Here is a 23,241-nt window from a genome sequence, read left to right as displayed (position 1 = left end):
GAATCACTTGCATATAGTACTAGTTCGAAATAGGAACGGTTTTCCCTGCTCTATCATATTTATATTGTTAATTTCTACCTTAAGAAGGGATTCGTTCTTGCAAGTTCCTCCATAAAAAGCCTTCCACTTCCTTATTCGAATAGCGCATGCGTAATTCCTCTATCAACTTTGGGTAATCTCCATAACTTCTTAAGTCTCTAGGTACTTGGTCGATGCCATCAAAATCTGAACCAAGCGCAATATTAGCGATTCCACCGAGTGAAACAATATAGTCGATATGATCTAAAATATCTGCGATGCTCGCATTCCGATCGTTTCGAAGGAACTTCGGTACAAACGTTACGCCTATAACTGCATCTTTCTTAATGAGAGCCTTCAGCTGCTGATCATCAAGGTTTCTCGGATGCGTACATATTTTCTTTACGTTTGAATGAGAAGCGATAATAAGATCTGTTTCCTCTAACACATCCCAAAATGCCTGTATCGATAAATGGGACACATCTGTCCAAATACCATTTTCATTATGTAATCGTACGATACGCTTACCAAAATCAGTAAGCCCTCCACCCCGTGTTTCAAGAATCCCATCACAAGCGGCGTTTCCATAATTCCATGTCAGTCCAACTGAACGTACGCCAAGTCTAATGAGTGTCTTTAACCTCGTAATCTCTCTACCAATTGCGTCACAGCCTTCTAAAGTAAGCATCGCGCCAATCTTACCAGGAGGTAGTCGTCTCGCTTCTTCCCTCGAATAAACAGCTACAACGTCATCGTATGGTCTTATGATACGATCATAAAAAATATCGACCATCTCGAGCGCACAATCAAACTTTGCAGCATCTGGTACGCTTTCTGGTATATAAATCGCAAACAGCTGCAAACCGGCTCCCGCACTTCTCATTTGCTGTAAGTTCGTATGAAGGTCTGCTCCATCGAGAAATGAGAGTGAAGGATCATTCCACATCTTACTTAGTACGTCACAATGTGCATCGTATATTTTCATAGATATCCTCCAATGCCTATGTATTTCTCTAATCCGTATAAAAAAACCTGTTTGTAAAAACAAACAGGTTATCTTAACGGAATCACTTATCGCGGTTCAACAATTAACTTGATAGCGGTTCGTTCCTCACCATCAATTTGAATGTCGGTAAAAGCAGGGATACAAATGAGATCAACTCCGCTCGGTGCTACGAATCCTCTTGCAATTGCTACAGCTTTGACAGCTTGGTTAAGCGCTCCTGCTCCAATTGCTTGAATCTCAGCATTACCTCTCTCTCGCAGGACGCCAGCAAGTGCACCAGCTACAGAATTTGGATTGGATTTTGCTGAAACTTTTAAGATTTCCATTTTGAAAGCCCCTCCTTAATTTGAGCATCCATTACCACTCTAGACTATATTCCTTGCCATAAGCTTGTATTCCTGCTGATTCCGTTAATTTTTCAAGCTTTCAAACCTATTCGTAGAATGGATGATCCTCATTGATTGCGATTCGTTCGATAGCTTTAGCTGTACCAGTTTTTGGGTCAACTGTTAAAAAGACCCCACTAAGTTGTTCCCGACCTTTGGTTACTTCAAACCTTACGGGCATCGTTGTTAGGAATTTTTTAATAACCGCTTCTCGCTCCATTCCAAGGATACCATCATATGGTCCCGTCATCCCCGCGTCAGTCAAATAAGCTGTCCCTTGTGGCAAGATCCGTTCGTCTGCAGTTTGAACGTGAGTGTGCGTACCGATAACCGCAGAAACTCTTCCATCTAAATACCAGCCCATCGCTAGCTTCTCGCTTGTTGTTTCAGCGTGGAAATCCACAAAGATAACGGACGTACGCTTTCTCATTTCCTCTACAAGTTCATCCGCTTTAGTAAATGGATCATCGATTGCAGGAAGAAACGTTCTCCCCTGTAGGTTGATGACACCAACTTCCGTTCCATTTATATTAACGATCGTAGATCCATTTCCTGGTGTACCTTCAGGAAAGTTCGCTGGACGCACGAGCTTTGGCGCACGGTCGATGAACTCGAAGATTTCTCGATTATCCCACGTATGGTTTCCCATCGTGATCACTTGAGCTCCTGACTCTAAGAAATTACGGTAAATCTTCTCTGTAATTCCTCTTCCTCCTGCAGCGTTCTCACCGTTTACAATCGTAAAAGTCGGCTTGTACTTTCGTTTTAAACGAGGTAAATAGTGAGATACCATATCTCGCCCCGGCGATCCAACAACATCTCCAATAAATAATATCTTCATAATACAACTCCAATCTGTCTAGTCTTACTTAGTTTATCAAATGCTTCGCCGCTTTTTAAGCATTATAGAAATAAATAAAGCGATGCACGAGGCATCGCTTTATTATTTCGCATACTCTACTGCCCTAGTTTCACGAATGACCGTGACTTTAATGTGTCCTGGGTAGTCGAGTTCATTTTCGATTTTTTTGGTGATTTCTCTTGCGAGTCTGTAGGATGTTACATCGTCTACGATATCTGGCTTAACCATAATTCGAATCTCACGACCAGCCTGAATCGCAAATGACTTTTCAACACCGTCGAACGACTCAGAGATTTCTTCGAGTTTTTCAAGGCGTCGGATATACGTTTCGAGTGTCTCTCGACGTGCACCTGGACGAGCTGCGGAAAGTGCATCCGCTGCTGCAACAAGTGTCGCGATAACCGAAGTAGCTTCCGTATCACCGTGGTGTGATGCAATCGCATTGATGACGACCGGATGCTCTTTATACTTCGTTGCAAGCTCAACGCCAATCTCAACGTGACTTCCTTCAACTTCATGATCGATCGCTTTACCTAAATCATGTAAGAGACCTGCACGTCTAGCTAACTGTACATCTTCTCCAAGTTCAGCTGCCATCAGTCCAGTTAAATACGCAACTTCCATAGAATGCTTCAATACGTTCTGTCCGTAACTTGTACGGAATTTCAAACGACCAAGAATTTTGATCAGATCTGGATGTAGCCCATGTACCCCAATTTCGAACGTGGACTGCTCTCCTACTTCTCGAATGTATTCATCCACTTCCCTGCGAGATTTCTCGACCATTTCTTCAATTCTCGCTGGGTGAATTCTACCATCCTGTACGAGTTTGTCCAGAGCATTTCGTGCGATCTCTCTTCGAATCGGATCAAAACCGGAAAGAATAACTGCTTCCGGCGTGTCATCGATGATAAGATCGATCCCAGTCAGCGTCTCAAGAGTTCGAATGTTTCGGCCTTCACGACCAATGATTCGACCTTTCATCTCATCATTTGGCAGGTTAACAACGGATACCGTTGTTTCTGCTACGTGATCTGCTGCACAGCGCTGAATTGCAAGGGAAAGGACCTCTCTTGCTTTCTTATCAGCTTCTTCTTTCGCATTGTACTCACGCTCTTTTACCATTTGCGCAAGTTCATGTTCGAGTTCCTGCTCACTTTCACGCATGATGATCTGCTTCGCTTCTTCCCTAGTTAAACCGGAAATCCGCTGCAGTTCACGCTGTTGCTCTTGAAGCATCTCCTCCACTTTGCTTTCCATCTCTTCAATATGTCGTTGTTTTTTGGCGAGAGCGTCCTCTCTTCTTTCCAGGGAATCCTCTTTTTTGTCTAGAGTCTCACTTTTTCGATCAAGGACCTCTTCTTTTTGAACCAAACGATTCTCTTGTTTTTGTAACTCATTTCTGCGTTCACGAATTTCACGCTCTGCTTCAACACGAAGATTATGATTCTCATCCTTCGCTTCGAGCAAAGCTTCCTTCTTCATAGCTTCCGCATCGTTTTTACCTTCTCTGATAATCCGTTGCGCTTCTAATTCTGCACTGGAGATCTTCGCTTCAGCAATCGTTTTGCGAACAAGAAATCCAACAACTGCTCCGACGATTACAGAGACAAGCACAGTGGAGATGATGATAAATATATCCATCGAACTCACCTCCTCCTGCTATTAACTTGTTGGTTTGCTGTCATGTTAGTTCTTTGTACCACTTGCAAGATTTCAATCCAGCACATTTCATGTGTTAAAGTAAAGTTATAATTTTGCTAGAAAATTATAATTATACACTTAATATTGTAGCTTTCACCATTCAGGTTGTCAAGAGAGTGTCAGAAGGCGAAATTGCTTTAAATCCCTCTTTGTTACTCATTTTTTCTTGCCATTTAACAAGATAAGGTGATTCCTAGTATTGCCAACATTTCCTTATGCTAGACGATTTTTACTAGTTTTCATAGAAACATCATCTATGATATGCACCTTTATCTAATAAGAAAGAGCCGATCGAATTCGATCGGCTCAGTTTATTTTACTCATCTTCAAGAAGTGAATCTTGTCCAGCAGCTGTTTCGTCCACCTGCTTATCAGCATCTAAGTTATGATGCGCGCGTACGCGTGCATTGATTTCGTCTTGAATTGCAGGGTTTTCCTTCAAGAATTGCTTCGCATTCTCACGACCCTGTCCTAGACGTTCGCCTTCGAACGAGAACCATGCACCGCTCTTCTGAACGATCTCAAGGTTAGAACCAATATCAAGGATTTCACCTTGCATAGAGATTCCTTCACCATACATGATGTCCACTTCAGCTTGCTTAAATGGAGGTGCTACTTTGTTCTTTACAACTTTGATACGGGTTTTGTTTCCGACCATATCATTTCCTTGCTTGAGCGTTTCTGCACGACGAACTTCAAGACGTACAGAAGAGTAGAATTTAAGTGCTCTTCCACCTGGTGTTGTTTCAGGATTACCGAACATAACGCCTACTTTTTCACGGATCTGGTTGATAAAGATAGCGGTTGTTTTCGACTTGCTGATTGCTCCAGACAGCTTACGAAGCGCTTGAGACATCAAACGTGCTTGAAGACCAACGTGTGCATCTCCCATTTCCCCTTCGATTTCAGCTTTAGGAACTAATGCTGCTACTGAGTCAACAACAACCATATCTACTGCTCCACTACGTACTAGGGCTTCAGCGATTTCAAGCGCCTGCTCACCAGTATCCGGCTGTGAAAGCAATAGCTCATCTATATTAACACCTAACTTTTCTGCATATACAGGGTCTAGAGCGTGCTCTGCATCAATGAAAGCAGCCTGACCGCCACCGCGCTGAACTTCTGCGATCGCATGAAGTGCAACAGTCGTTTTACCTGAAGATTCAGGTCCGTAAACTTCGATAATACGGCCCCTTGGATATCCACCTACACCAAGAGCAATATCTAGAGCAAGTGAACCACTGGATACTGTAGAAACACGCTGCTCAGCCTGTTCGCCAAGCTTCATGATCGATCCTTTACCGAATTGTTTTTCTATTTGTCTCAATGCCATATCTAAGGCAGCTTTGCGATCACTCACGAAAAATTCCTCCTCGTTATTAAACTATCACTATCATATCTCTTTTTGGACGATTTGCCAATAGAAAACCGAACATTTATTCGTCTTTTTTTATATCGACTTCTTCTACTTCGCCATCCTAGCTTACCATAGGTACTTTAAAAAGAAGAACGATCAGCTCTTGAGCTGATCGCCTGGTATTATACTCTGCTTTTTTGAGGTTTTGCAGGTTCAAGGTGGATTGATTTACCACTTACTCCGCCTGCGCGAAGTGCTTCATATACGAACGGTGCTACGTCTTCAGGTACTTCAAAGAAGGAGAATTTCTCAAAGATATCGATTCTCCCAACAGTTGAGGTGTTTACGCCAGCAAGTGTTGAAAGCTCTTCAAGAAGCTTTTTCGGATGCAGGTCAATATTTCTTCCGACGTTTAAGAAGAAACGAACCATGCCGTTTTGTCCGCCTGTTTCACCGAAGTTGTACTCAGAAGGCGTCGTGTTTTGTTTCTCTTCGATGGCATTCTCAAGAAGTGACTGAACGACGCTATGTGCATCGTATTTAGAAAGAAGCAGATCTGCAATCTCACTTGCAGTCGAATCTTGTTTGAGTGACTTCATCTGCTTTTCAACAGATTTAACGATATTCTCAAGGTCGACCGTTTCATCTTGGAGTGGTTCTGCTGATAGGTTCAACTTGATCTTTGATTCGATCGACTGTAGAAAACGCATATCTTTAGGTGTGACTAACGTTAATGCAACACCTTTGTTTCCAGCTCGACCCGTACGCCCTATTCTGTGAACATAGCGCTCAGGATCTTCTGGAATATCGTAGTTGATCACGTGGCTAACGTGCGCTACGTCGATACCACGAGCTGCGATATCTGTCGCAACTAAAAAGTTAAGCTGCGAACGTCTAAACTGCTTCATAACACGTGTACGCTGTTGCTGTGTTAGGTCTCCGTGCAGCTCCTCTGCACGATAACCGCGTTTTTTAAGAGACTCCGTCAGCTGAGAAGCGCCCTTTTTTGTTTTTGTGAAAATGATACCGAGACGAACCTGTTCATTTTCAATAACACGACAGAGCGTATCAAATTTCTCACTATCGAACGTTCGATAATAGACTTGCTCAACCGTATCTGCAGTCACATCACCTTTTGAAACGGAAATCGTAAGCGGATCCTTCAAGTACTTTCCTGAAAGCTTACGGATTGGTGCTGGGATCGTAGCTGAAAACAGTAAAGACTGACGTTTGTCTGGTAGCTGCTTAAGAATCAATTCGATGTCGTCGATAAAGCCCATATCCAACATTTCATCGGCTTCATCGAGGATTGCTGTGTGAACGTGGTCCGTTCGTAGCGTCTTTCGTTTCAAGTGGTCAAGCATACGCCCCGGTGTACCTACAACGATATTGACACCTTTTTTTAGAGCTCGGATTTGATGGTAGATCGGTTCTCCACCGTATACAGCCAGAACATTTAACCCTTTGTAGCGAGAAATCTTCTGAAGTTCAAGCGCAACTTGAATTGCGAGCTCTCTTGTTGGAGTTAAAATGATCGCTTCCGGTCCGCCTCGCTTCGATACTTTCTCAACGAGAGGGATACCGAACGCAGCGGTCTTACCAGTTCCTGTTTGAGCCTGGCCAATCATGTCTCTACCTTCTAAAATAGGTTCAAGAGCCTTTTCCTGTATAGGAGTAGCCTCCTTGAATCCCATTTCTAGAACCGCTTTTCTTACTTCTGGTGATAAATCAAAGTCTTCAAAATTCTTCATACGTCCGTAATTCACCTTTCTAGCTTCAATAATGTATTAAATCCATATTTTACTGTTCGTTTTCGGATAGCATCTCGATTACCAGCAAGCTTTAAGCAAATGACTTCCTCACCTCGAGGAGATGCCATTCCAATAAAAACAGTGCCGGCTTCCTTTCCTTCAATTGAGTCAGGTCCGGCCACGCCGGTGAAACTAATGCCGATGTCTGTGTTATACGTATTCTTGATACTTCTCGCAAGTTCGATCGCACATTCTTCACTTACAGCGCCTTGAGAAGAAAGCGTTTCAGCTGAGACGCCCACCTTCTGTTTTACTTCGTTAGAGTAACACACAATTCCCCCATAAAAAAGCGATGAAGCTCCGGAAATACTCGTAAGCTCCTGACTGAACATACCTCCAGTGAGGCTTTCTGCAACAGCGATCGTCCAGTTTTGCTTTTGTAATAGAGAGAATGCTTCCAACGAAAGAGAGGTTTGGTCGTACCCATAAAAATACTTGCCAACTCTCTTTTGGATTTCTTTCTCTGTCTTTTCGATCAGCTTACTCGCTTCTTCTTCAGAGGCAGCTCTTGCAGTAAGTCTTAACGTTACTTCCCAATCACCAGCTAACGGGGCGATCGTCGGATTCGTCTGTTGATCGATTAAATCTTCGAGCTCAGTCTCTAGGCTGGATTCGCCGATACCAAAGAAACGTAGGACGCGAGAAATAATTCTCTCCTCCTGCTTCATTTCCTTCAACAAAAATGGTTCAGCGTAACTTGTAAACATCGGATAAAGTTCTTTTGGCGGTCCTGGGAACAGCATATATGTACACTCATTATTCGAGAATGCCATTCCAGGTGCCATCCCATTATCATTTGGAAGAACAGTAGACCCTTCGATGACTAGAGCCTGCTTACGGTTATTCTCTGACATGGTGAGACCAGTCTTCTTATAGTATGCTTCGATGTTATCCATTGCTTCCTGGTTGTAAACGAGCTGTTTTGAAAGAGCTTTCGCGATGGTTTCTTTCGTGAGGTCGTCTTTCGTAGGACCTAGCCCTCCAGTGAATATCAATAAATCTGAGCGGCCCTCAGCAACTTCGATCGCCTGTTTGAGACGAGTGCTGTTATCGCCGACAGCAGTGTGGTAAAACACATTTATCCCAAGGTCCGCAAGACGCCTCGAAATAAACTGAGCATTCGTGTTAGCGATTTGTCCTAATAATAATTCTGAGCCAATTCCAATAATCTCTGCATTCATAAGCTAACGCTCCTCCTCAAAACTTAAGCATAGTTCCTTTATATGTTGCGGGAGACAAAAAGGAACAGAAGAGTCTGTTCCTTTTTTGACATCAACGAGACTTTAGTAGAATCTCTTTGTTCTTATTAAAATAATCCCATCCTGAATAAACTGTGATGATTAACGCAGCCCATAAGGATATTGTTGCAAAAGGAAATCCTATCGCTTCAAAAGGGATGTTATTGATAAGTAGGGCTGAGATCGCTACGATTTGAATCCAGGTTTTGAGCTTACCGAGATTACTCGCAGCCAGAACCTCACCTTCAGATGCCGCAACGAGTCGAAGTCCTGTTACTGCAAATTCACGGCTCAAGATGAATACTACGATCCAAGCAGGAGCTGATCCGAGCTCTACTAATGAAACGAAAGCAGATGTAACAAGTAACTTGTCAGCTAGCGGGTCAAGAAACTTCCCAAGATTCGTCACGAGATTATGCTTCCTCGCAATGTAACCATCCACCCAGTCCGTTACAGAAGCCACAATAAAAATAATGGCAGCAATAAGCTGAGAATTTGAAATAAGTGTACCTGCAATTTCAGTTTCCCCTAATGGAAGTGGCGCTAATAAAAATAAAAGAAAAACAGGGATTAGAAATATTCGAGATACTGTAATTTTGTTAGGCAAGTTCACGTGTGTTCCTCCTAGAGATCATTTAGCAAAATCGTTTTCTATTTTATCATTGTTCCCTCAGACCAGAAAGGAAAACATATCCAGATCGGTTTTAAAAGAAGCAGGGGCCATCTCAAATAAGATGACCCCCAAGCTGCTACTCTGCTTTTTTGTAATTAAAGGTAACATTCTGGACTACTGGTTCGTTAGGGATATCGATCTTCTCACCGTTTACAAGAACGGTAATGTTTGGCGAACTGCCGATTCGTAAGGAAGCAGAAGCTACATTCGTTAAATCATGAGTGACCTTTTTATCCTTCTTGAGGCTTTCGTAGATATATTTCTTATTATCTCCACCGATTAAGGCAACCCAGCTACTTCCTTTTGCTTCAACGGTAATCTCAAACTTTTCGGCATTTGTAATTTCATATGTTGAACTAGATGCATTGCCTTCTGTTTTATTGATTTCCATTGCAGGAGCTGGCTCCTCTTCTGGCTCTTCATTTACTTCAGAATCTTTTTCATCTTCGGCTGAAGGCTCTTCGTCAGCTGCTGGCTCTTCTTTCGAGTCATCCTTTGGCTCGTCTTTCACTTCATCAGATGCAGGAGCATTTCCACTATTTTCGTCGCTCGACACCTGTTCTTCTGTTTTGTTCGACGCACCGTTTTGACTTGTTGTCGCATCGTTTCCTTGTACAACAAACCATATGATACAGGCTACCCCAATGATCAATAAGATAACTAGAACGGAAGGAAATACGGATGACCACCTGTTTGGCTTACTTGGAACGGTCGGTCTCGTACGCCTAGGGGGAAGATTTTCTGGTACATCTGAGTTTGATTTTGGTATTTCTGAGGCATACTCCTCCAGCAGTTCTTCACCGTGAAGGCCAACTGCTTCCGCATAGTTTTTAATAAAAGCACGCGTATAAAAATTACCTGGAAGCAGTTCGTAGTTCCCTTCTTCTATTGCAAGAAGATAACGTTTTTGAATTTTTGTAATGGATTGAATTTCATCGAGCGATAAATCTTTATCGTTTCGAGCACTCTTCAATCGTTGACCTAGCTCTGTCAATGGAAAACACCTACCAATTAGTTAAAGTCAAAACCACCCGAAAACCCAGAAGCTTGATTGTCGATAACTTGATATGTAATCTCTTGCTCTGGATCGTCACGCAATTCAATTATATAATCAAAATCATTCATCGTATACTCTGTTTCTCTCACAAAAATATCTGGATGTTCTACAACCTTCGTTGCAGGTAATCTCATCATATCACGTAGCAATTGCCAATGCTTCTCAGAAGACCTTTTAGCAGATACGATTCCATCGATGATAAAAATATGGTCGCTATTCATCTCATCATCAGCGATTTGCTGGCGAACCGTTTGCTTTAACATCGTAGACGAAAGGAAAACCCATCTTCTATTCGCACAAACGCTTGATGCTACGATCGATTCTGTTTTTCCAACTCGCGGCATACCTCTGATTCCAACGAGCTTATGGCCATCCTGCTTAAAGATTTCCGCAAGAAAATCAACGAGTAATCCTAACTCATCTCGAATAAATCGAAACGTCTTTTTATCATCTGCATCACGCTGTATGTATCGGCCATGACGGACAGCGAGTCGATCACGAAGCTTTGGCTCCCTTAGCTTGGTTACTGTAATGTTGTCCATCGTGTTCAAAATCGATTCTAAACGCTCGATCTGTTCAATTTGTTCAACGAGTAATAGCATCCCTCTTCGCTGATTATCAACACCATTGATCGTGATGATATTAATCCCAAGCATACCTAATAATGATGCGATGTCACCGAGAAGACCCGGTCTATTTTTGTGTATTTCGTATTCCAAGTACCATTCCTTCTTCTCCATATAGCAACTCCTTACACCTACACATTTTCCCATGTTTATTTAATCATAAATGATTTTAGGTAAGGTTAAAAGAGATGATTCAGTATTTTGTTTACTTTTCTTGTCTGCATTGGTAAATAAATAAAAAAAGAAGGGTGATAGCACCCCTCTCGCACTTGTTATTTATTTTGACCTTGAACAAGTTTCACCATCATGTTGGCAATCGCATGCTGTTCTTCTTCATCAGCAACATGCCATAGATCAGCTAGTAACTGTTCTTCTTCATTCTTCGCTTTAACGCCATCAGCTAAATAACCGCCGATTTGATATGCAACATCAGAGATTACTTCTTGAGAAAGTCCCTGCTGCTCCCCTTGAGATAGGCGGTCATGCAGAAAGCCCTTCCAGCTATCAAAGTTATCGAGTACAGACATCTTTGTCCCTCCTTTATTAGGTCATCACCTATATGTTGTCTAGAAGAGATTCCAATTATGCACAGATCTTTTTAAATCCAAGCTCCATCAACAGAAATAATTTGTCCACTTATATATGAAGAGTTCGTGGAATCTAGAAACGTTATAACGCCTGCGACTTCTTCAGGTGTACCCGCTCGACCTAAAGGAATCTCATCGATCAAATTCTGTTCATCCTCACTCGATAAGGAATCGTTCATATTTGTAGAAATGTACCCGGGAGCGACTGCATTCACACGAATTCCGCTTGGTCCAAGCTCTTTCGCAAAACTTTTCACAAAGGCATTCAATCCACCTTTTACAGTGGAATAGACCACTTCACAAGATGCACCTGTTGCCCCCCATACAGATGATACAACGATGATACTTCCACTTTTTTGTTGTACCATCGACGATGAGTAATGTTTCGCAAGCTTGACAGAAGACGTTAACTGCAGCGTGATCATGTGATCGATGTCTTTATCATTCATATCTGTTAAGAGTCCAATAAAGCTTGATCCGGCATTTAAGATCAGCGTATCGACTTTCTCAGCAATTCGATAGACGTGATCTAGTTCAGCATTGTTAGATAAATCTGCACGCACAGGAATGATATCTGCATTCGGATATTCAGCTATCATCTCCTTAATCCTTCTTTCGTTCGAATGATAATGAGCATAAACACGGTAGCCCCTCTGTATATACTCCTTCATCGTCGCTCGCCCGATCCCCCCGCTTGCTCCAGTAATCAAAACGTTCTTCATCACTACTCTCCCTTTCTACGCTAAAAAAAGCACCGCGCGGGTGCTTTTTTTACTTTGGAACTACTTGACATACCGTAAATGAATCTTCTCTGAAATGATTTTTAACGGCAGCTTCTACATCTTTTGCAGTCAATTCTTCAAGTACCGGAACAACTTCAAAAAGATCCATGTCGTTGAAGCGGTAACGTGTGAACTGATTTGCGATAAATTCTGGTGAGTTCAGAGCTCTTAAAAAGCTTCCGATCTTTTTCTTTCGTATACGCTCAAGCTGGCTCTCATCGATTGGATTTTTGGAAAAGTCTTGAACCATCTTATACAATCGATCCGCAAGTTCATCTGGAGAACTTGTGTTGCTTCCCATCACTGAGAAACCAAACTTTTCTTCTTCTGTAAAATCATAAGAAAAGCTTTGGTCGATCAGTCCTTCATTATACAATGCTTCATAATTCTCAGAGCTTTGACCAAACATCAAATCGAGGGCGAGATTGATCGAAAGCTCATGCTTTAGAAGTTCTCTCCCTTGACGACCAGGATTAGGTTCCTTAAATCCTACGAGGCACTTCGCCACTTGAACGGACATCGGCAGTACCTTCTTCTTCTCTGCCACGCTCTCTGGCTCATTATCAAAGAAACGCTCGATTGGTGGTTGATCTTTGTATGATTTTGAAGCTTGATTGCTTTCCACAAACGTCATGATCTCTTCAGGATCAACGTTTCCAACGACAAAGAGCAGCATGTTGGAAGGATGGTAGAACGTCTCGTAACACGTGTAAAGGGACTCTTTTGTAATCTTAGCGATCGAGTCAATCGTACCTGCAATATCGATTTTTACAGGATGCTTATGGAACATGTTTTCGATCACACCAAAGTACGCACGCCAATCGGAGTTATCGTTGTACATTTCGATCTCTTGCCCGATGATGCCTTTTTCCTTCTCTACACTTTTGTCGCTGAAATAAGGAGCCTGAACGAAATCGACAAGCGTTTCAAGATTTTGCATAACATTTTGTGTTGTTGAGAAAAGGTAAGCTGTTCTCGTAAACGACGTAAACGCATTTGAGGATGCACCTTGTTTACTGAAATCTTGAAAAACATCACGATCTTCTTTTTCAAATAGTTTATGCTCAAGAAAATGAGCGATCCCATCTGGAACTTTTACATCTTCAGAACCATTTAATGGAACGAAATGGTTATCGACGGAACCGTATTTCGTCGTAAATGTGGCATATGTTTTGTTAAACCCTTTCTTCGGGAGTACATACACATCCAGGCCGTTATCCATCGTTTGATGGTAAAGCGTTTCCTGAAGCTGATTAAATGGAATAGTTCTCATCCTTATGCCTCCTCCCCTTTTAAGAAATAAACGGTGTCGAGCTTCACTTGAGCTGCTACCTTTTTAATATCTTCTTCAGTGACCGCATCGATTCCGTCCAGCCAATCTTCTAGCGATCGAAGCTTCTGAGAAACCACACCATGATAAAGGAGTTCTACCATTCCTTTTGCGTCGTCTACCGTTTCAAGGAGCTGATTTCGAATCATTGTTTTCGTTTGCTTCATCTCACCATCGTTAAAATCGCCATTCTGCATCGCAGTTAACTGTTCTTTGATGATGTCGACTGTTTTATTATAGTTCTTAAACTCGATACCAGACATGACGATGATCAAACCTTTATGACTTTCATATCTTGATGCCGCATAGTAAGCAAGACTCTCTTTTTCCCGAACGTTTCTAAAGAGTTTTGAATGTGAAAAGCCTCCGAACATTCCGTTAAACACCTGAAGCGCATAATAAGCATCATCCGCGTAGCTAATTCCAGAACGAAAGCCCATATGAAGCTTACCTTGTTTAATCTCCTGCTCTTCTTTCACTTCTTTTTCTTCCACTTCTAACGACGCTTTTTCAGTAATGTCCGTTGAAGCTTGCGTTCTTTCTTTAAAAGGAAATAGATCCGTTACTAAATCCTTGATCGAAATTTCGTCTAAATCTCCTACGATATAGAGGTCGACTTCGTCTTCGTTACAAACTTTTTCGTAATACTCGAATAAGTTGTTCGCATCGATGCCATCGATTTGGTCTTTTACTCCATACACATGCAGGCCAAAAGCCTCATTCGGGAACATTTCCTCCGTTAGTCTCATATTGGAATATCTCATCTTATCATCGTAAATCGATTGAATACGCTGCTTAAGTGTGCGTTTTTCTTTATCAACGATTGAAGAATCAAAAGCCCCATCGACTTTCTTAGGGTTCATCACCACTTCTGCAAACAAACCAAGCGCTTTCTCTAGAAGTGGTTTATCCTCTGATAGGAACTTCTCATTGGCAAAATCCATTCTAAACGTCATGATATGAAAGTCGCCTTTCTTCGCTAAATCCACACCTAACGTCGCACCATAAAGCTTTTCAAGCTCCGTACGAAGAGCCTTCGATGATGGATAATTTTCTGTTCCACTTTGAAGCACATATGGCAGAAGCGCACGCTTCGTCACAGTATCTTCGGTTAACCGAGACTTAAACTGCATGACCACAGTGGTCGTCTTATACTTCTCAGTCTGAATCTTATGTAGCGTTAAACCGCCGCATGAGCTCTTCTCATGAGGGATAATTGCCATACAACTCACTCCTTTTCATCTCTCCATCGTTTTCCAACACAGGAAACCAATTCTTATTCCCTTTATACCATAGTATGTGTCAATGTGTAAGTAATTAACACTTGAAAAGCGAAGGTGGGTGTTTAGAAACGGAGATATTGGAGCTCTTGAACTGGAACACGCTTTTTGTGTTCAAGTGAAAGAGCGAAATATCGCAGTTTCTGCCCACCGCAGCTGGACATTAAAAGCGGAAGTGACCGTTTAGGTCCGACAAGCGCTGGAGCATTTCAATATGAACACGGTTTTTGTGTTCGGATTGAAATGTGAAGCGATCGAGGACCTGGTCACTGCAGCTGGACACACGAAAAGCGAAGACGAGCGTTTAGAAACGGAGATATTGGAACTCTTGAAATAGAACACGCCTTTTGTGTTCTGTTGAAAGAGTGAAATATCGTAGTTTCTGCGAGTCGCAGCTGGACATTAAAAGCGGAAGTGACCGTTTAGAAACGGAGATATTGGAGCTCTTGAACTGGAACACGCTTTTTGTGTTCAAGTGAAAGAGCGAAATATCGCAGTTTCTGCCACCGCAGCTAGACATTAAAAGCGGAAGTGACCGTTTAGATTAGAAAACCTCTGTTAACCTTTAAAAAGAGCACATTTTACTACTCAAGATGCTCAAATCCACTCCTACTCAACACGTTATTGTCCAAATTCTTCTTTTATTATCTAAAATCTATTTTTATTGTCCAAAATCGCGTTTTATTAGCCAAAATCATTTTTTATTGTCTAAACTAATATTTCTAATCAGTTTACTAGCTGCCAAACAAAAAGAACCCTCTTCAAATGTAGAGGGTTCTTACTTTCACCTAACGTTTTCCTTTTTCATAAGGTTGACCGATTGCTTTTGGTGCATCTGCTCGTCCAACGAGCCCTGCTAGTGCGAGGATTGTTAAGACATACGGTGAAATGAGGAGGTAAACTTCAGGAATTTCTTTTAGCCCAGGAATTTGTTGTCCTGTAATACTCAGTGACTGAGCTAGTCCGAAGAATAAAGCTGCTCCCATTGCACCAAGGGGATGCCACTTACCGAATATCATCGCTGCAAGTGCCATGAATCCTTGGCCAGAAATCGTTGCGTGACTGAAATTACCTGCGATGGATGTTGCATAAACAGCTCCACCTAGCCCCGCAAACCCACCACTTAGCATTACGGCAACATAGCGCATTTTTGTTACGTTGATTCCCATCGTGTCTGCAGCCATCGGATGTTCCCCAACCGAACGCAAGCGCAAACCGAACGGCGTCTTATAGATCACCCACCAAACGAGAACTGCAAGAGCAATCGCGATGTAAGAAGTATAGTAAGCATTTGAGAAAAATAGTGGTCCGATAAAAGGAATGTCACTTAAGAATGGTACATTCGTTTTATAGATACGTTCTTGAATAATTGGCGTCTGACCTGCATCAAAGATCTTCTTCACTAAAAAGATCGCAAGTCCTGCTGCTAGAAAGTTTAGTGCTACACCACTTACGACTTGGTCCGCTCGTAACGAAATACTTGCAACCGCATGGATTAGTGAGAACAGCGCTCCGATAATGATTGCGACGATTAGTGAGAACCAAGGTGAAGCTGCACCCATTCCCCACTGTTCCCCTAAGTATGTGAATAATGCTCCTGTAAATGCCCCCATTAGCATTAAGCCTTCCAAACCGATGTTAACAACACCTGACCGTTCACTGAATACACCACCTAATGCGGTGAAGATCAGGGGAGCGGCTGAAAAGATAGCTGCAGGGATGACGATTTGTAGAATCTGCATCATATCCATTTAAATTTTCCCCCTTTTGTTCACCCTATTGCTGATCCAGTGAATGAGATAGCTTGATGCAACAAAGAAAATAATCATGGCTATAACAATTTCAACGAGCTGAGTTGGTACTTGTGCCACAGACTGCATGTTCAAAGCACCGATTTTCAAACCTCCGAACAAAGCAGCAGCTAACACTACACCTAGTGCACTATTGGCACCGAGCAATGAAACTGCGATCCCATCGAAACCTACTCCAGTAAAGGCTGGCATGATCGTCATATAACCATATGTTCCAAGTCCCTCCATCGCACCTGCAGCTCCTGCAAATGCACCTGAAACGACCATGGAAAGGATGATGTTACGACGCACGTTAATGCCGGCATATTCTGATGCATACTTATTGAATCCTACAGCTCTAAGCTCGTAGCCTGTAGAGGTTTTCCATAGTAAGAACCACATGATGATCGCACCAATAATCGCGACGATAATGCCATAATGTAGTCGTGAGAAGTCCGTGACACTTTCAAGAAATGCTGATTGAAGTGACGCAGATTGATGAATTTCTTCTGTTCTTTCGCCAGGTGCTAGAAGATAAGTACGAATGATGGCATTGACTACGTGAAGCGCAACATAGTTCATCATAATCGTTGTGATTACTTCATGAACGTGATATTTTGCTTTTAATAAACCAGGCACAAATGCCCAGATTGCACCAGCCACTCCAGCTGCCAAAATCGCTAGCGGAATGTGAACGAATGGACTTAACCCTTCAAATTGAAGGCCAACGTACACAGATGCTAACCATCCTACTAAAAGCTGCCCTTCAACACCGATGTTGAAAAGTCCGGTACGAAAAGCAAACGCAACTGCGATACCTGAGAGGATAAGGGGCGTCATTTGACGAATCGTTTCCCCAAGAACATACGTATTTGAAAAGATTCCGTTAAAAAGGGCAGCATATGCTACGAACGGGTTGTAACCGCTCACTAGCATAATGATTCCGCCGACGAATAAACCGAGCATTACCGATAGAAGCGGGACTGTTATTGCTGACCATTTCCCATTTAGTATTTTCAAGATGTCTCACCAGCCTTTTTCCGCTTTCCACCGGCCATAAGTAACCCAAGTTCTTGTTCGGTCGTTTCTTCCGGCTTTACAATCGCAACGATTTTTCCTTCGTAGATGACGGCGATACGGTCACTTACGTTCATGATTTCATCAAGTTCGAATGAGATGAGTAGTACTGCTTTTCCTTTGTCTCGTTCCTCTATTAACTTAGAGTGAATAAATTCGATCGCGCCCACGTCTAGTCCACGAGTCGGCTGTGCTGCAATTAGGAGATTTGGACTACGATCGATCTCCCTTGCGATAATCGCTTTTTGTTGATTACCCCCTGACAACGCTCTCGCTGGTGTTGATTCACTAGGAGTACGAACATCAAACTCACTGATCAACGACTTCGCTTTATTTACGATCGTAGAAAAGTTAAGGATTCCATTTTTCGAAAAAGGTCTTTTATAGTAGGTCTGAAGGACCATGTTTTCGCCAATTGAAAAATCCAATACAAGGCCATGCTTATGTCTATCTTGAGGGATATGACCAAGACCACTTTCAGTTACACGACGTGGTTTCCAGTTCGTGATGTCTTTTCCCTTTAGCATAACGTTGCCGGATTTTGTTTTTCTGAGGCCTGTGATCGCCTCGATCAGTTCTGATTGTCCATTTCCATCTACCCCAGCGATACCGACGATTTCTCCAGCTTTAATCGAAATGTTTAGTCCGTTCACAGCTGGCACGTTCCTGGCATCTTCTACGACGAGGTTTTGTACTTCTAAAACGCTTTCTTTTGGTTGTGAAGGTTGTTTTTCAACTGAGAAATTTACTTCTCTACCTACCATCATCGAAGCTAAATCGTCCGGATTCGTTTCAGAAACGTCGACCGTTCCAATTCCTACACCACGTCTTATTACAGTACACCGATCGCATACTTCCATAATTTCTTTTAACTTATGAGTAATCAAGATGATCGATTTTCCTTCTGAAATCAATTTCTTCATGATCTCGATCAATTCTTTGATTTCCTGTGGTGTTAGAACTGCAGTGGGCTCATCAAAAATCAGGATATCCGCACCTCGATAAAGTGTTTTGAGGATTTCAACTCGCTGCTGCATACCAACTGATATGTCTTCTATTTTTGCTGTAGGATCGACTGCAAGACCATATTGTTTTGAAATAGCTTCAACTTCTTTTTCAGCTTCTTTCAAGTTAACCTGCCCTTGCTTTGTTGGTTCGTTTCCTAGAATAATATTTTCAGTAACCGTAAACTTTTCTACAAGCATAAAGTGTTGGTGTACCATTCCGATCCCAAGCTCATTTGCAATGTTCGGATCTGTGATCTGAACTTTATTTCCCCGAACATAGATATCACCTTTTTCGGGCTGATAAAGTCCAAATAAAACGTTCATCAAAGTTGATTTTCCAGCACCGTTTTCACCAAGAAGAGCGTGTATTTCGCCTTTTTGTAGCTGAAGGGTGATATTATCATTCGCAACAATTCCAGGGAACTCCTTACGAATGTTTCTCATTTCAATAACATACTCCATACAGATTTCACTCCCTTATGCGCTAACATAAAACAAAGGCTAGCCTATGAAAGTACTAGCCTTCGACATGCTATTTTCAAGATGAGACTTTCTCCAGGACCGACGAAGCCCCTGCTTCGATACTCCTTATAGAGAGCTTTCGAACGCTTCGTATTCTTCGTCAGTTTTAGGAACTTCTAATTCGCCATTCTGGATTTTCTCTTTATACTCTTCTACTTTTTTCAGTGCTTCTTCAGAAACGTTTTCTTGTGTTTCAGCGATACCCACTCCGTCTTCTTCAAGACCAAACTCTGTTACTTTTCCACCTGGGAAGTTATCTTCCATCGTTTGTTTTGACACTTCCATAACTGCAGTATCAACACGTTTAACCATAGAAGTAAGCGTTACGTTCTCAGGCATACCTTCTTCATGCTGGTCACGGTCTACACCGATAACCCAAACTTCTTCTCCGTTTTTCGCACGGTTCTTCGCTTCAGTGAACACGCCGTTTCCTGTTCCACCTGCAGCATGGTAAATGATATCTGCACCTTTATCGTAAAGTGTTCCAGCAATTGCTTGTCCCTTCTCAGCTGCGTTAAAGTCACCAGCATACTGTTCGAAGATCTCAGCGTCAGGATTTACAGATTTAACACCTGCTTTAAATCCGCTCTCAAATTTCTTGATAAGCTCGGAATCTACTCCACCGATAAAGCCTACTTTATTTGTTTTTGTTTGCATTCCAGCGATAACTCCAACTAGGAATGAACCTTGATGTTCTTTAAATGTAATACTTGCTACGTTCTCTAGAGGCTCGCCACTCTCGTTAACTGCTACACTATCTACTAAAGCAAGCTGAGCTTCAGGCTTTTGCTGAGCAATCGCTTGAATATCTTGCTGCATTAAAAATCCAATTCCGAAGATCAAGTCATAGTTATCACGCACAAGACCTGATAGGTTTGGTTGATAATCACTTGCTGCAGTGGATTGTACGTACTTGTACCCTTTATCTTCTTCTAGTCCATTCTCTCCACCAAACTCTTGTAGTCCTTCCCAAGCTGATTGGTTAAAGGACTTATCATCTACACCGCCAGTATCTGTAACCATAGCAACTTTGAAGTTATTTTTGTCTCCTTCTCCGCTACCGCCGCCAGCGTTCTCACCACTCGTGTCGTTCGAACCACACGCTGATAACAGCGTACCTGCAGCTAAAACAGCTGACATCATAAAACCATACTTCTTTCTCATCTTCCTAATCCCCCCAATAATAATTAAACTTAAGCCTAGCAATCTAGGAACAAGTTTGTATCCGTTTTCATAGTGATCAAAATATTTTTGGATAAAATATCCTTCTATGAAAACGATTTGAAAAATAAGTCATTTTTCGACATAACTATACCATTATTAATAAGATAAATAAATAGTTTTTTGAAAAAAAGCTCGATTACTAATATTTAAAATCGGAGGTAAATTCTCTTTCTTCGCCGACTATTTCACAAAAAAAGAAGCATAGTCCTTATGGACTGTGCTTCTCAGCTTGTCAATAAACCTAAGTTATTATTCGAGCTCCCTATGCCGTAGTCGATGACGATCGCATGCTTTCCGCGGACGAACGTCCAAGCCCGAGGTGAAACCCACACCCCGGTCTCGGCCGCCCGTACGACCGCAGGAGTCCGCGATCGTCTCTCCTACTTGATAAGAATTAATCCAAAACGAACATTCCGTCCCAATGGTTTGGGAGAAGGATATTGCGATTCTGACCTTCCATTTATCCATCAATTTTAATTTGGGAAAGAAATGATCGACTACTATCATTTCAACACCGCGAATTTCTCACCCTGTAAGAAGTATAGTCCTTAACTTGACTGTGCTTCTTCTTCTTTACTTACAAGAACTTCTCTTGGTTTACTGCCTTCATAAGGTCCAACGACTCCTCTTGCTTCCATCGCATCGATCAACCTCGCTGCTCTTGTATATCCGATTCTAAATCGACGTTGCAGCATTGATACAGATGCTGTTTGCATCTCTGTGATGAGCTGAACGGCATCATCGTACAAGTCATCTTCCACTTCAGGTTGGTCTTGTTCAGGCTTATCAGTTGGAATCATTTCTTCTTGATACTGAGCTTTTTGCTGCGCAATGACAAAATCGACAAGCTCCTCAACTTCTTCATCTGATAAGAATGCACCTTGAACTCGTTTAGGTTTGTTGGCGCCTACTGGTAGGAAAAGCATATCCCCTTTTCCGAGTAGCTTTTCGGCGCCACCCATATCTAGGATCGTTCTAGAATCTGTTTGGGATGACACGCTAAACGCAATACGAGATGGGATGTTTGCTTTGATTACGCCAGTGATCACATCAACAGATGGTCGTTGTGTAGCGATGATCAAGTGGATACCAGCAGCACGGGCCATTTGTGCGAGCCTTGTAATCGCATCTTCCACATCACTCGAAGCAACCATCATCAAATCAGCTAACTCATCCACGATAACGACGATATAAGGCAACGTTGGTTGCTTTGATTCAGCCGTTTCGTTATGGCGCTTGATGTAATTGTTGTACCCTTCGATGTTTCTCGTTCCACTATGTGAAAAGAGCTCATAGCGCCGCTCCATTTCACTCACTACTTTTTTCAACGCTTGTGAAGCTTTCTTAGGATCAGTAACAACAGGAGCGAGCAAGTGTGGAATCCCATTGTAAACATTTAGTTCGACCATTTTTGGGTCGATCATCATCATCTTCACTTCATGAGGTTTCGCCTTTAGCATGATGCTTGCAATGATTCCGTTAATACAAACACTTTTTCCACTTCCTGTCGCACCTGCGACGAGAAGGTGCGGCATACGGGAAAGGTCTGAGATGACCGCTTCGCCAGAAATATCTCTTCCAAACCCAATCGCAACTTTGGAATCGTGAGACTGATACTCTTTTGACTCTAACACTTCACGGAGCGTCACCATCGCCACTTCTGAGTTTGGTACTTCGATTCCAATTGCAGACTTCCCTGGAATAGGAGCCTCTATACGTAGATCTCTTGCAGCTAAAGCTAATGCAAGATCGTCAGTAAGGTTTACAATTTTACTAACCTTTACACCAGTGTCTGGGTACACTTCATACTTCGTAACAGCTGGTCCAAGGTGTACTTTCATTACCTTCGCTTTTACACCGAAGCTTTCAAACGTCTTCTCTAGTTTTCTAGCGTTTGCTGAGATTTGTTGACGCTCATTCTCTTGCGTGATTTTCTTCGGCGGTTGAAGTAGTGAAAGGGATGGTAATTTATAATCTTTGTTCTCAAGTTCTCCAACTGTGAGTGTTTGAAGAGGCTTATCCTCTTGAGGTTCTTTCGGTTCTGTTTTTACTTGTTCAGGCTTTGATTCGGTAGCCTCTTGTTGTGGCTCTTGATTTGCATATGCACTTTCAGTAAATGTACGTATCTCAGGCTCAAAATCCCCTTCTTCATCAGATGAGAGATCGTACGTTTTTTGTTCTTCAGGTATTGCTTCTTCTTCTTTCTTAAGTGCTTGCTGACGTTCTTTCTTATCTTTTCGAGACTTTTTACTATCTGCCATCAGTGTTTTTGCTTCATCATACGTATTAAGGACAAAGGCTTTCACCCATTCGATCGCTTTTCCAAATACGTCGCTGAAAGACTTTCCTGTAATTAGAACGAAAGAAAGTAGGATGAGCAGAAATGCGATCACTTGTGTACCTGCAGCATCGAAAAGCCTATAACAGAATGCGAATAGCAGAGCACCGATCATGCCTCCACCAAGTGGACCTGGGTTAGCTGGGTCTGTTACGCCCATTTGGAAGAGTTCGTATGTATTGAGAATCACAGATGCATTTTCCCACTCTCCATTTCGGGACAATGTTTCAAATAGACCCACATGGCTTAACAATAATAATGATACGCTCAATAAATAAAATCCCGAGAGTCTTCTTGTCCAAAAGCTCGGCATTTTTCTCTTAACGATTAAGTAACAAGCGAATAGAACTAATCCAGCTACGATTAAGCCGTACCATTCCCCTGCGAAAAATCGGAACATATGATAGAACGCTCGACCAACGATCCCCATCTTCAATACACCTAGAATCGTGAATGCAAGAATAGTCAGACCGATAAATTCCATTTTTACTTGTGATTGCCAGGCCTGTTTTTTCTTTGTTGTCGTCTTTTTTCTTTTTCGTCTTTTTGCCATATTCTCACCTCAT

Annotated in this window: 21 protein-coding genes; 2 read left to right on the top strand and 19 right to left on the bottom strand. The window is 42.2% G+C overall.

Annotated elements, in window-relative coordinates; all coding sequences use genetic code 11:
- Positions 1 to 79: 79 nt before the first annotated feature.
- From PFZ69_RS15250 to yfmF, 14 genes are all read right to left on the bottom strand, one after another.
- Entirely contained in the window at positions 80 to 1,003 is a 924-nt protein-coding gene (locus PFZ69_RS15250; protein WP_270181906.1) for a dipeptidase, read from the bottom strand.
- A gap of 86 nt (positions 1,004 to 1,089) precedes the next feature.
- Entirely contained in the window at positions 1,090 to 1,350 is a 261-nt protein-coding gene (gene spoVS, locus PFZ69_RS15245) for a stage V sporulation protein SpoVS (protein WP_066231967.1), read from the bottom strand.
- 106 nt (positions 1,351 to 1,456) lie between these two features.
- The gene (locus tag PFZ69_RS15240) at positions 1,457 to 2,251 is read right to left on the bottom strand and encodes a TIGR00282 family metallophosphoesterase (protein WP_270181905.1); all 795 of its coding nucleotides are present in this window, start codon (positions 2,249 to 2,251) and stop codon (positions 1,457 to 1,459) included.
- A 102-nt stretch (positions 2,252 to 2,353) separates the two neighbouring features.
- Entirely contained in the window at positions 2,354 to 3,916 is a 1,563-nt protein-coding gene (gene rny, locus PFZ69_RS15235) for a ribonuclease Y (RefSeq protein WP_270181904.1), read from the bottom strand.
- A 376-nt stretch (positions 3,917 to 4,292) separates the two neighbouring features.
- Positions 4,293 to 5,336, bottom strand: a complete 1,044-nt coding sequence (gene recA, locus PFZ69_RS15230) for a recombinase RecA (protein WP_270181903.1) — start codon at positions 5,334 to 5,336, stop codon at positions 4,293 to 4,295.
- Between the two features lie 179 nt (positions 5,337 to 5,515).
- A complete protein-coding gene (locus PFZ69_RS15225; protein ID WP_270181902.1) occupies positions 5,516 to 7,084 on the bottom strand; it encodes a DEAD/DEAH box helicase in 1,569 nt (522 codons plus the stop codon).
- Between the two features lie 11 nt (positions 7,085 to 7,095).
- A complete protein-coding gene (locus PFZ69_RS15220) occupies positions 7,096 to 8,325 on the bottom strand; it encodes a competence/damage-inducible protein A (RefSeq protein ID WP_270181901.1) in 1,230 nt (409 codons plus the stop codon).
- Positions 8,326 to 8,416: 91 nt separating this feature from the next.
- The gene (gene pgsA, locus PFZ69_RS15215; RefSeq protein WP_270181900.1) at positions 8,417 to 8,995 is read right to left on the bottom strand and encodes a CDP-diacylglycerol--glycerol-3-phosphate 3-phosphatidyltransferase; all 579 of its coding nucleotides are present in this window, start codon (positions 8,993 to 8,995) and stop codon (positions 8,417 to 8,419) included.
- Positions 8,996 to 9,131: 136 nt separating this feature from the next.
- Positions 9,132 to 10,049, bottom strand: coding sequence for a helix-turn-helix domain-containing protein (locus tag PFZ69_RS15210; protein ID WP_270181899.1), 918 nt, complete (start codon positions 10,047 to 10,049; stop codon positions 9,132 to 9,134).
- 17 nt (positions 10,050 to 10,066) lie between these two features.
- Positions 10,067 to 10,852, bottom strand: coding sequence for a DUF3388 domain-containing protein (locus PFZ69_RS15205; protein WP_270181898.1), 786 nt, complete (start codon positions 10,850 to 10,852; stop codon positions 10,067 to 10,069).
- Between the two features lie 158 nt (positions 10,853 to 11,010).
- Positions 11,011 to 11,265, bottom strand: a complete 255-nt coding sequence (locus PFZ69_RS15200; protein WP_224882202.1) for a DUF3243 domain-containing protein — start codon at positions 11,263 to 11,265, stop codon at positions 11,011 to 11,013.
- A 71-nt stretch (positions 11,266 to 11,336) separates the two neighbouring features.
- Positions 11,337 to 12,047 (bottom strand): elongation factor P 5-aminopentanone reductase, encoded by a 711-nt coding sequence (ymfI, locus tag PFZ69_RS15195; protein WP_270181897.1) that lies wholly within the window; start codon positions 12,045 to 12,047, stop codon positions 11,337 to 11,339.
- A 49-nt stretch (positions 12,048 to 12,096) separates the two neighbouring features.
- The gene (gene yfmH / locus PFZ69_RS15190; RefSeq protein WP_270181896.1) at positions 12,097 to 13,380 is read right to left on the bottom strand and encodes an EF-P 5-aminopentanol modification-associated protein YfmH; all 1,284 of its coding nucleotides are present in this window, start codon (positions 13,378 to 13,380) and stop codon (positions 12,097 to 12,099) included.
- Between the two features lie 2 nt (positions 13,381 to 13,382).
- Positions 13,383 to 14,660, bottom strand: coding sequence for an EF-P 5-aminopentanol modification-associated protein YfmF (gene yfmF / locus PFZ69_RS15185; protein ID WP_270181895.1), 1,278 nt, complete (start codon positions 14,658 to 14,660; stop codon positions 13,383 to 13,385).
- Positions 14,661 to 14,778: 118 nt separating this feature from the next.
- Between yfmF and PFZ69_RS15180 the strand changes: the two genes are divergently transcribed.
- Positions 14,779 to 14,904 (top strand): hypothetical protein, encoded by a 126-nt coding sequence (locus tag PFZ69_RS15180; protein WP_270181894.1) that lies wholly within the window; start codon positions 14,779 to 14,781, stop codon positions 14,902 to 14,904.
- Between the two features lie 27 nt (positions 14,905 to 14,931).
- Complete coding sequence (locus PFZ69_RS15175) at positions 14,932 to 15,054, top strand: hypothetical protein (protein WP_270181893.1); 123 nt, start codon at positions 14,932 to 14,934, stop codon at positions 15,052 to 15,054.
- Positions 15,055 to 15,505: 451 nt separating this feature from the next.
- On the opposite strand, the gene PFZ69_RS15170 is transcribed toward PFZ69_RS15175, so the two are convergent.
- From PFZ69_RS15170 to PFZ69_RS15150, 5 genes are all read right to left on the bottom strand, one after another.
- Complete coding sequence (locus tag PFZ69_RS15170; RefSeq protein ID WP_270181892.1) at positions 15,506 to 16,468, bottom strand: ABC transporter permease; 963 nt, start codon at positions 16,466 to 16,468, stop codon at positions 15,506 to 15,508.
- Positions 16,469 to 17,521: an ABC transporter permease gene (locus PFZ69_RS15165; RefSeq protein ID WP_270182067.1), complete on the bottom strand. Its 1,053-nt coding sequence runs from the start codon at positions 17,519 to 17,521 to the stop codon at positions 16,469 to 16,471.
- A 2-nt stretch (positions 17,522 to 17,523) separates the two neighbouring features.
- Positions 17,524 to 19,053 carry an ABC transporter ATP-binding protein gene (locus PFZ69_RS15160; RefSeq protein WP_270181891.1) on the bottom strand — a complete coding sequence of 510 codons (1,530 nt, stop codon included), beginning with the start codon at positions 19,051 to 19,053 and terminating at the stop codon, positions 17,524 to 17,526.
- Between the two features lie 126 nt (positions 19,054 to 19,179).
- Positions 19,180 to 20,277: a BMP family lipoprotein gene (locus tag PFZ69_RS15155; RefSeq protein WP_270181890.1), complete on the bottom strand. Its 1,098-nt coding sequence runs from the start codon at positions 20,275 to 20,277 to the stop codon at positions 19,180 to 19,182.
- Between the two features lie 608 nt (positions 20,278 to 20,885).
- A complete protein-coding gene (locus tag PFZ69_RS15150; protein WP_270181889.1) occupies positions 20,886 to 23,228 on the bottom strand; it encodes an FtsK/SpoIIIE family DNA translocase in 2,343 nt (780 codons plus the stop codon).
- Between the last annotated feature and the right edge of the window lie 13 nt (positions 23,229 to 23,241).

The sequence above is a fragment of the Alkalihalobacillus sp. CinArs1 genome (assembly GCF_947387515.1).
In the GTDB taxonomy this organism is placed as follows: domain Bacteria; phylum Bacillota; class Bacilli; order Bacillales; family Guptibacillaceae; genus Guptibacillus.
The sequence above is the reverse complement of the archived record's forward strand: the minus strand, read 5'-3'. Positions and strand labels throughout refer to the sequence as shown.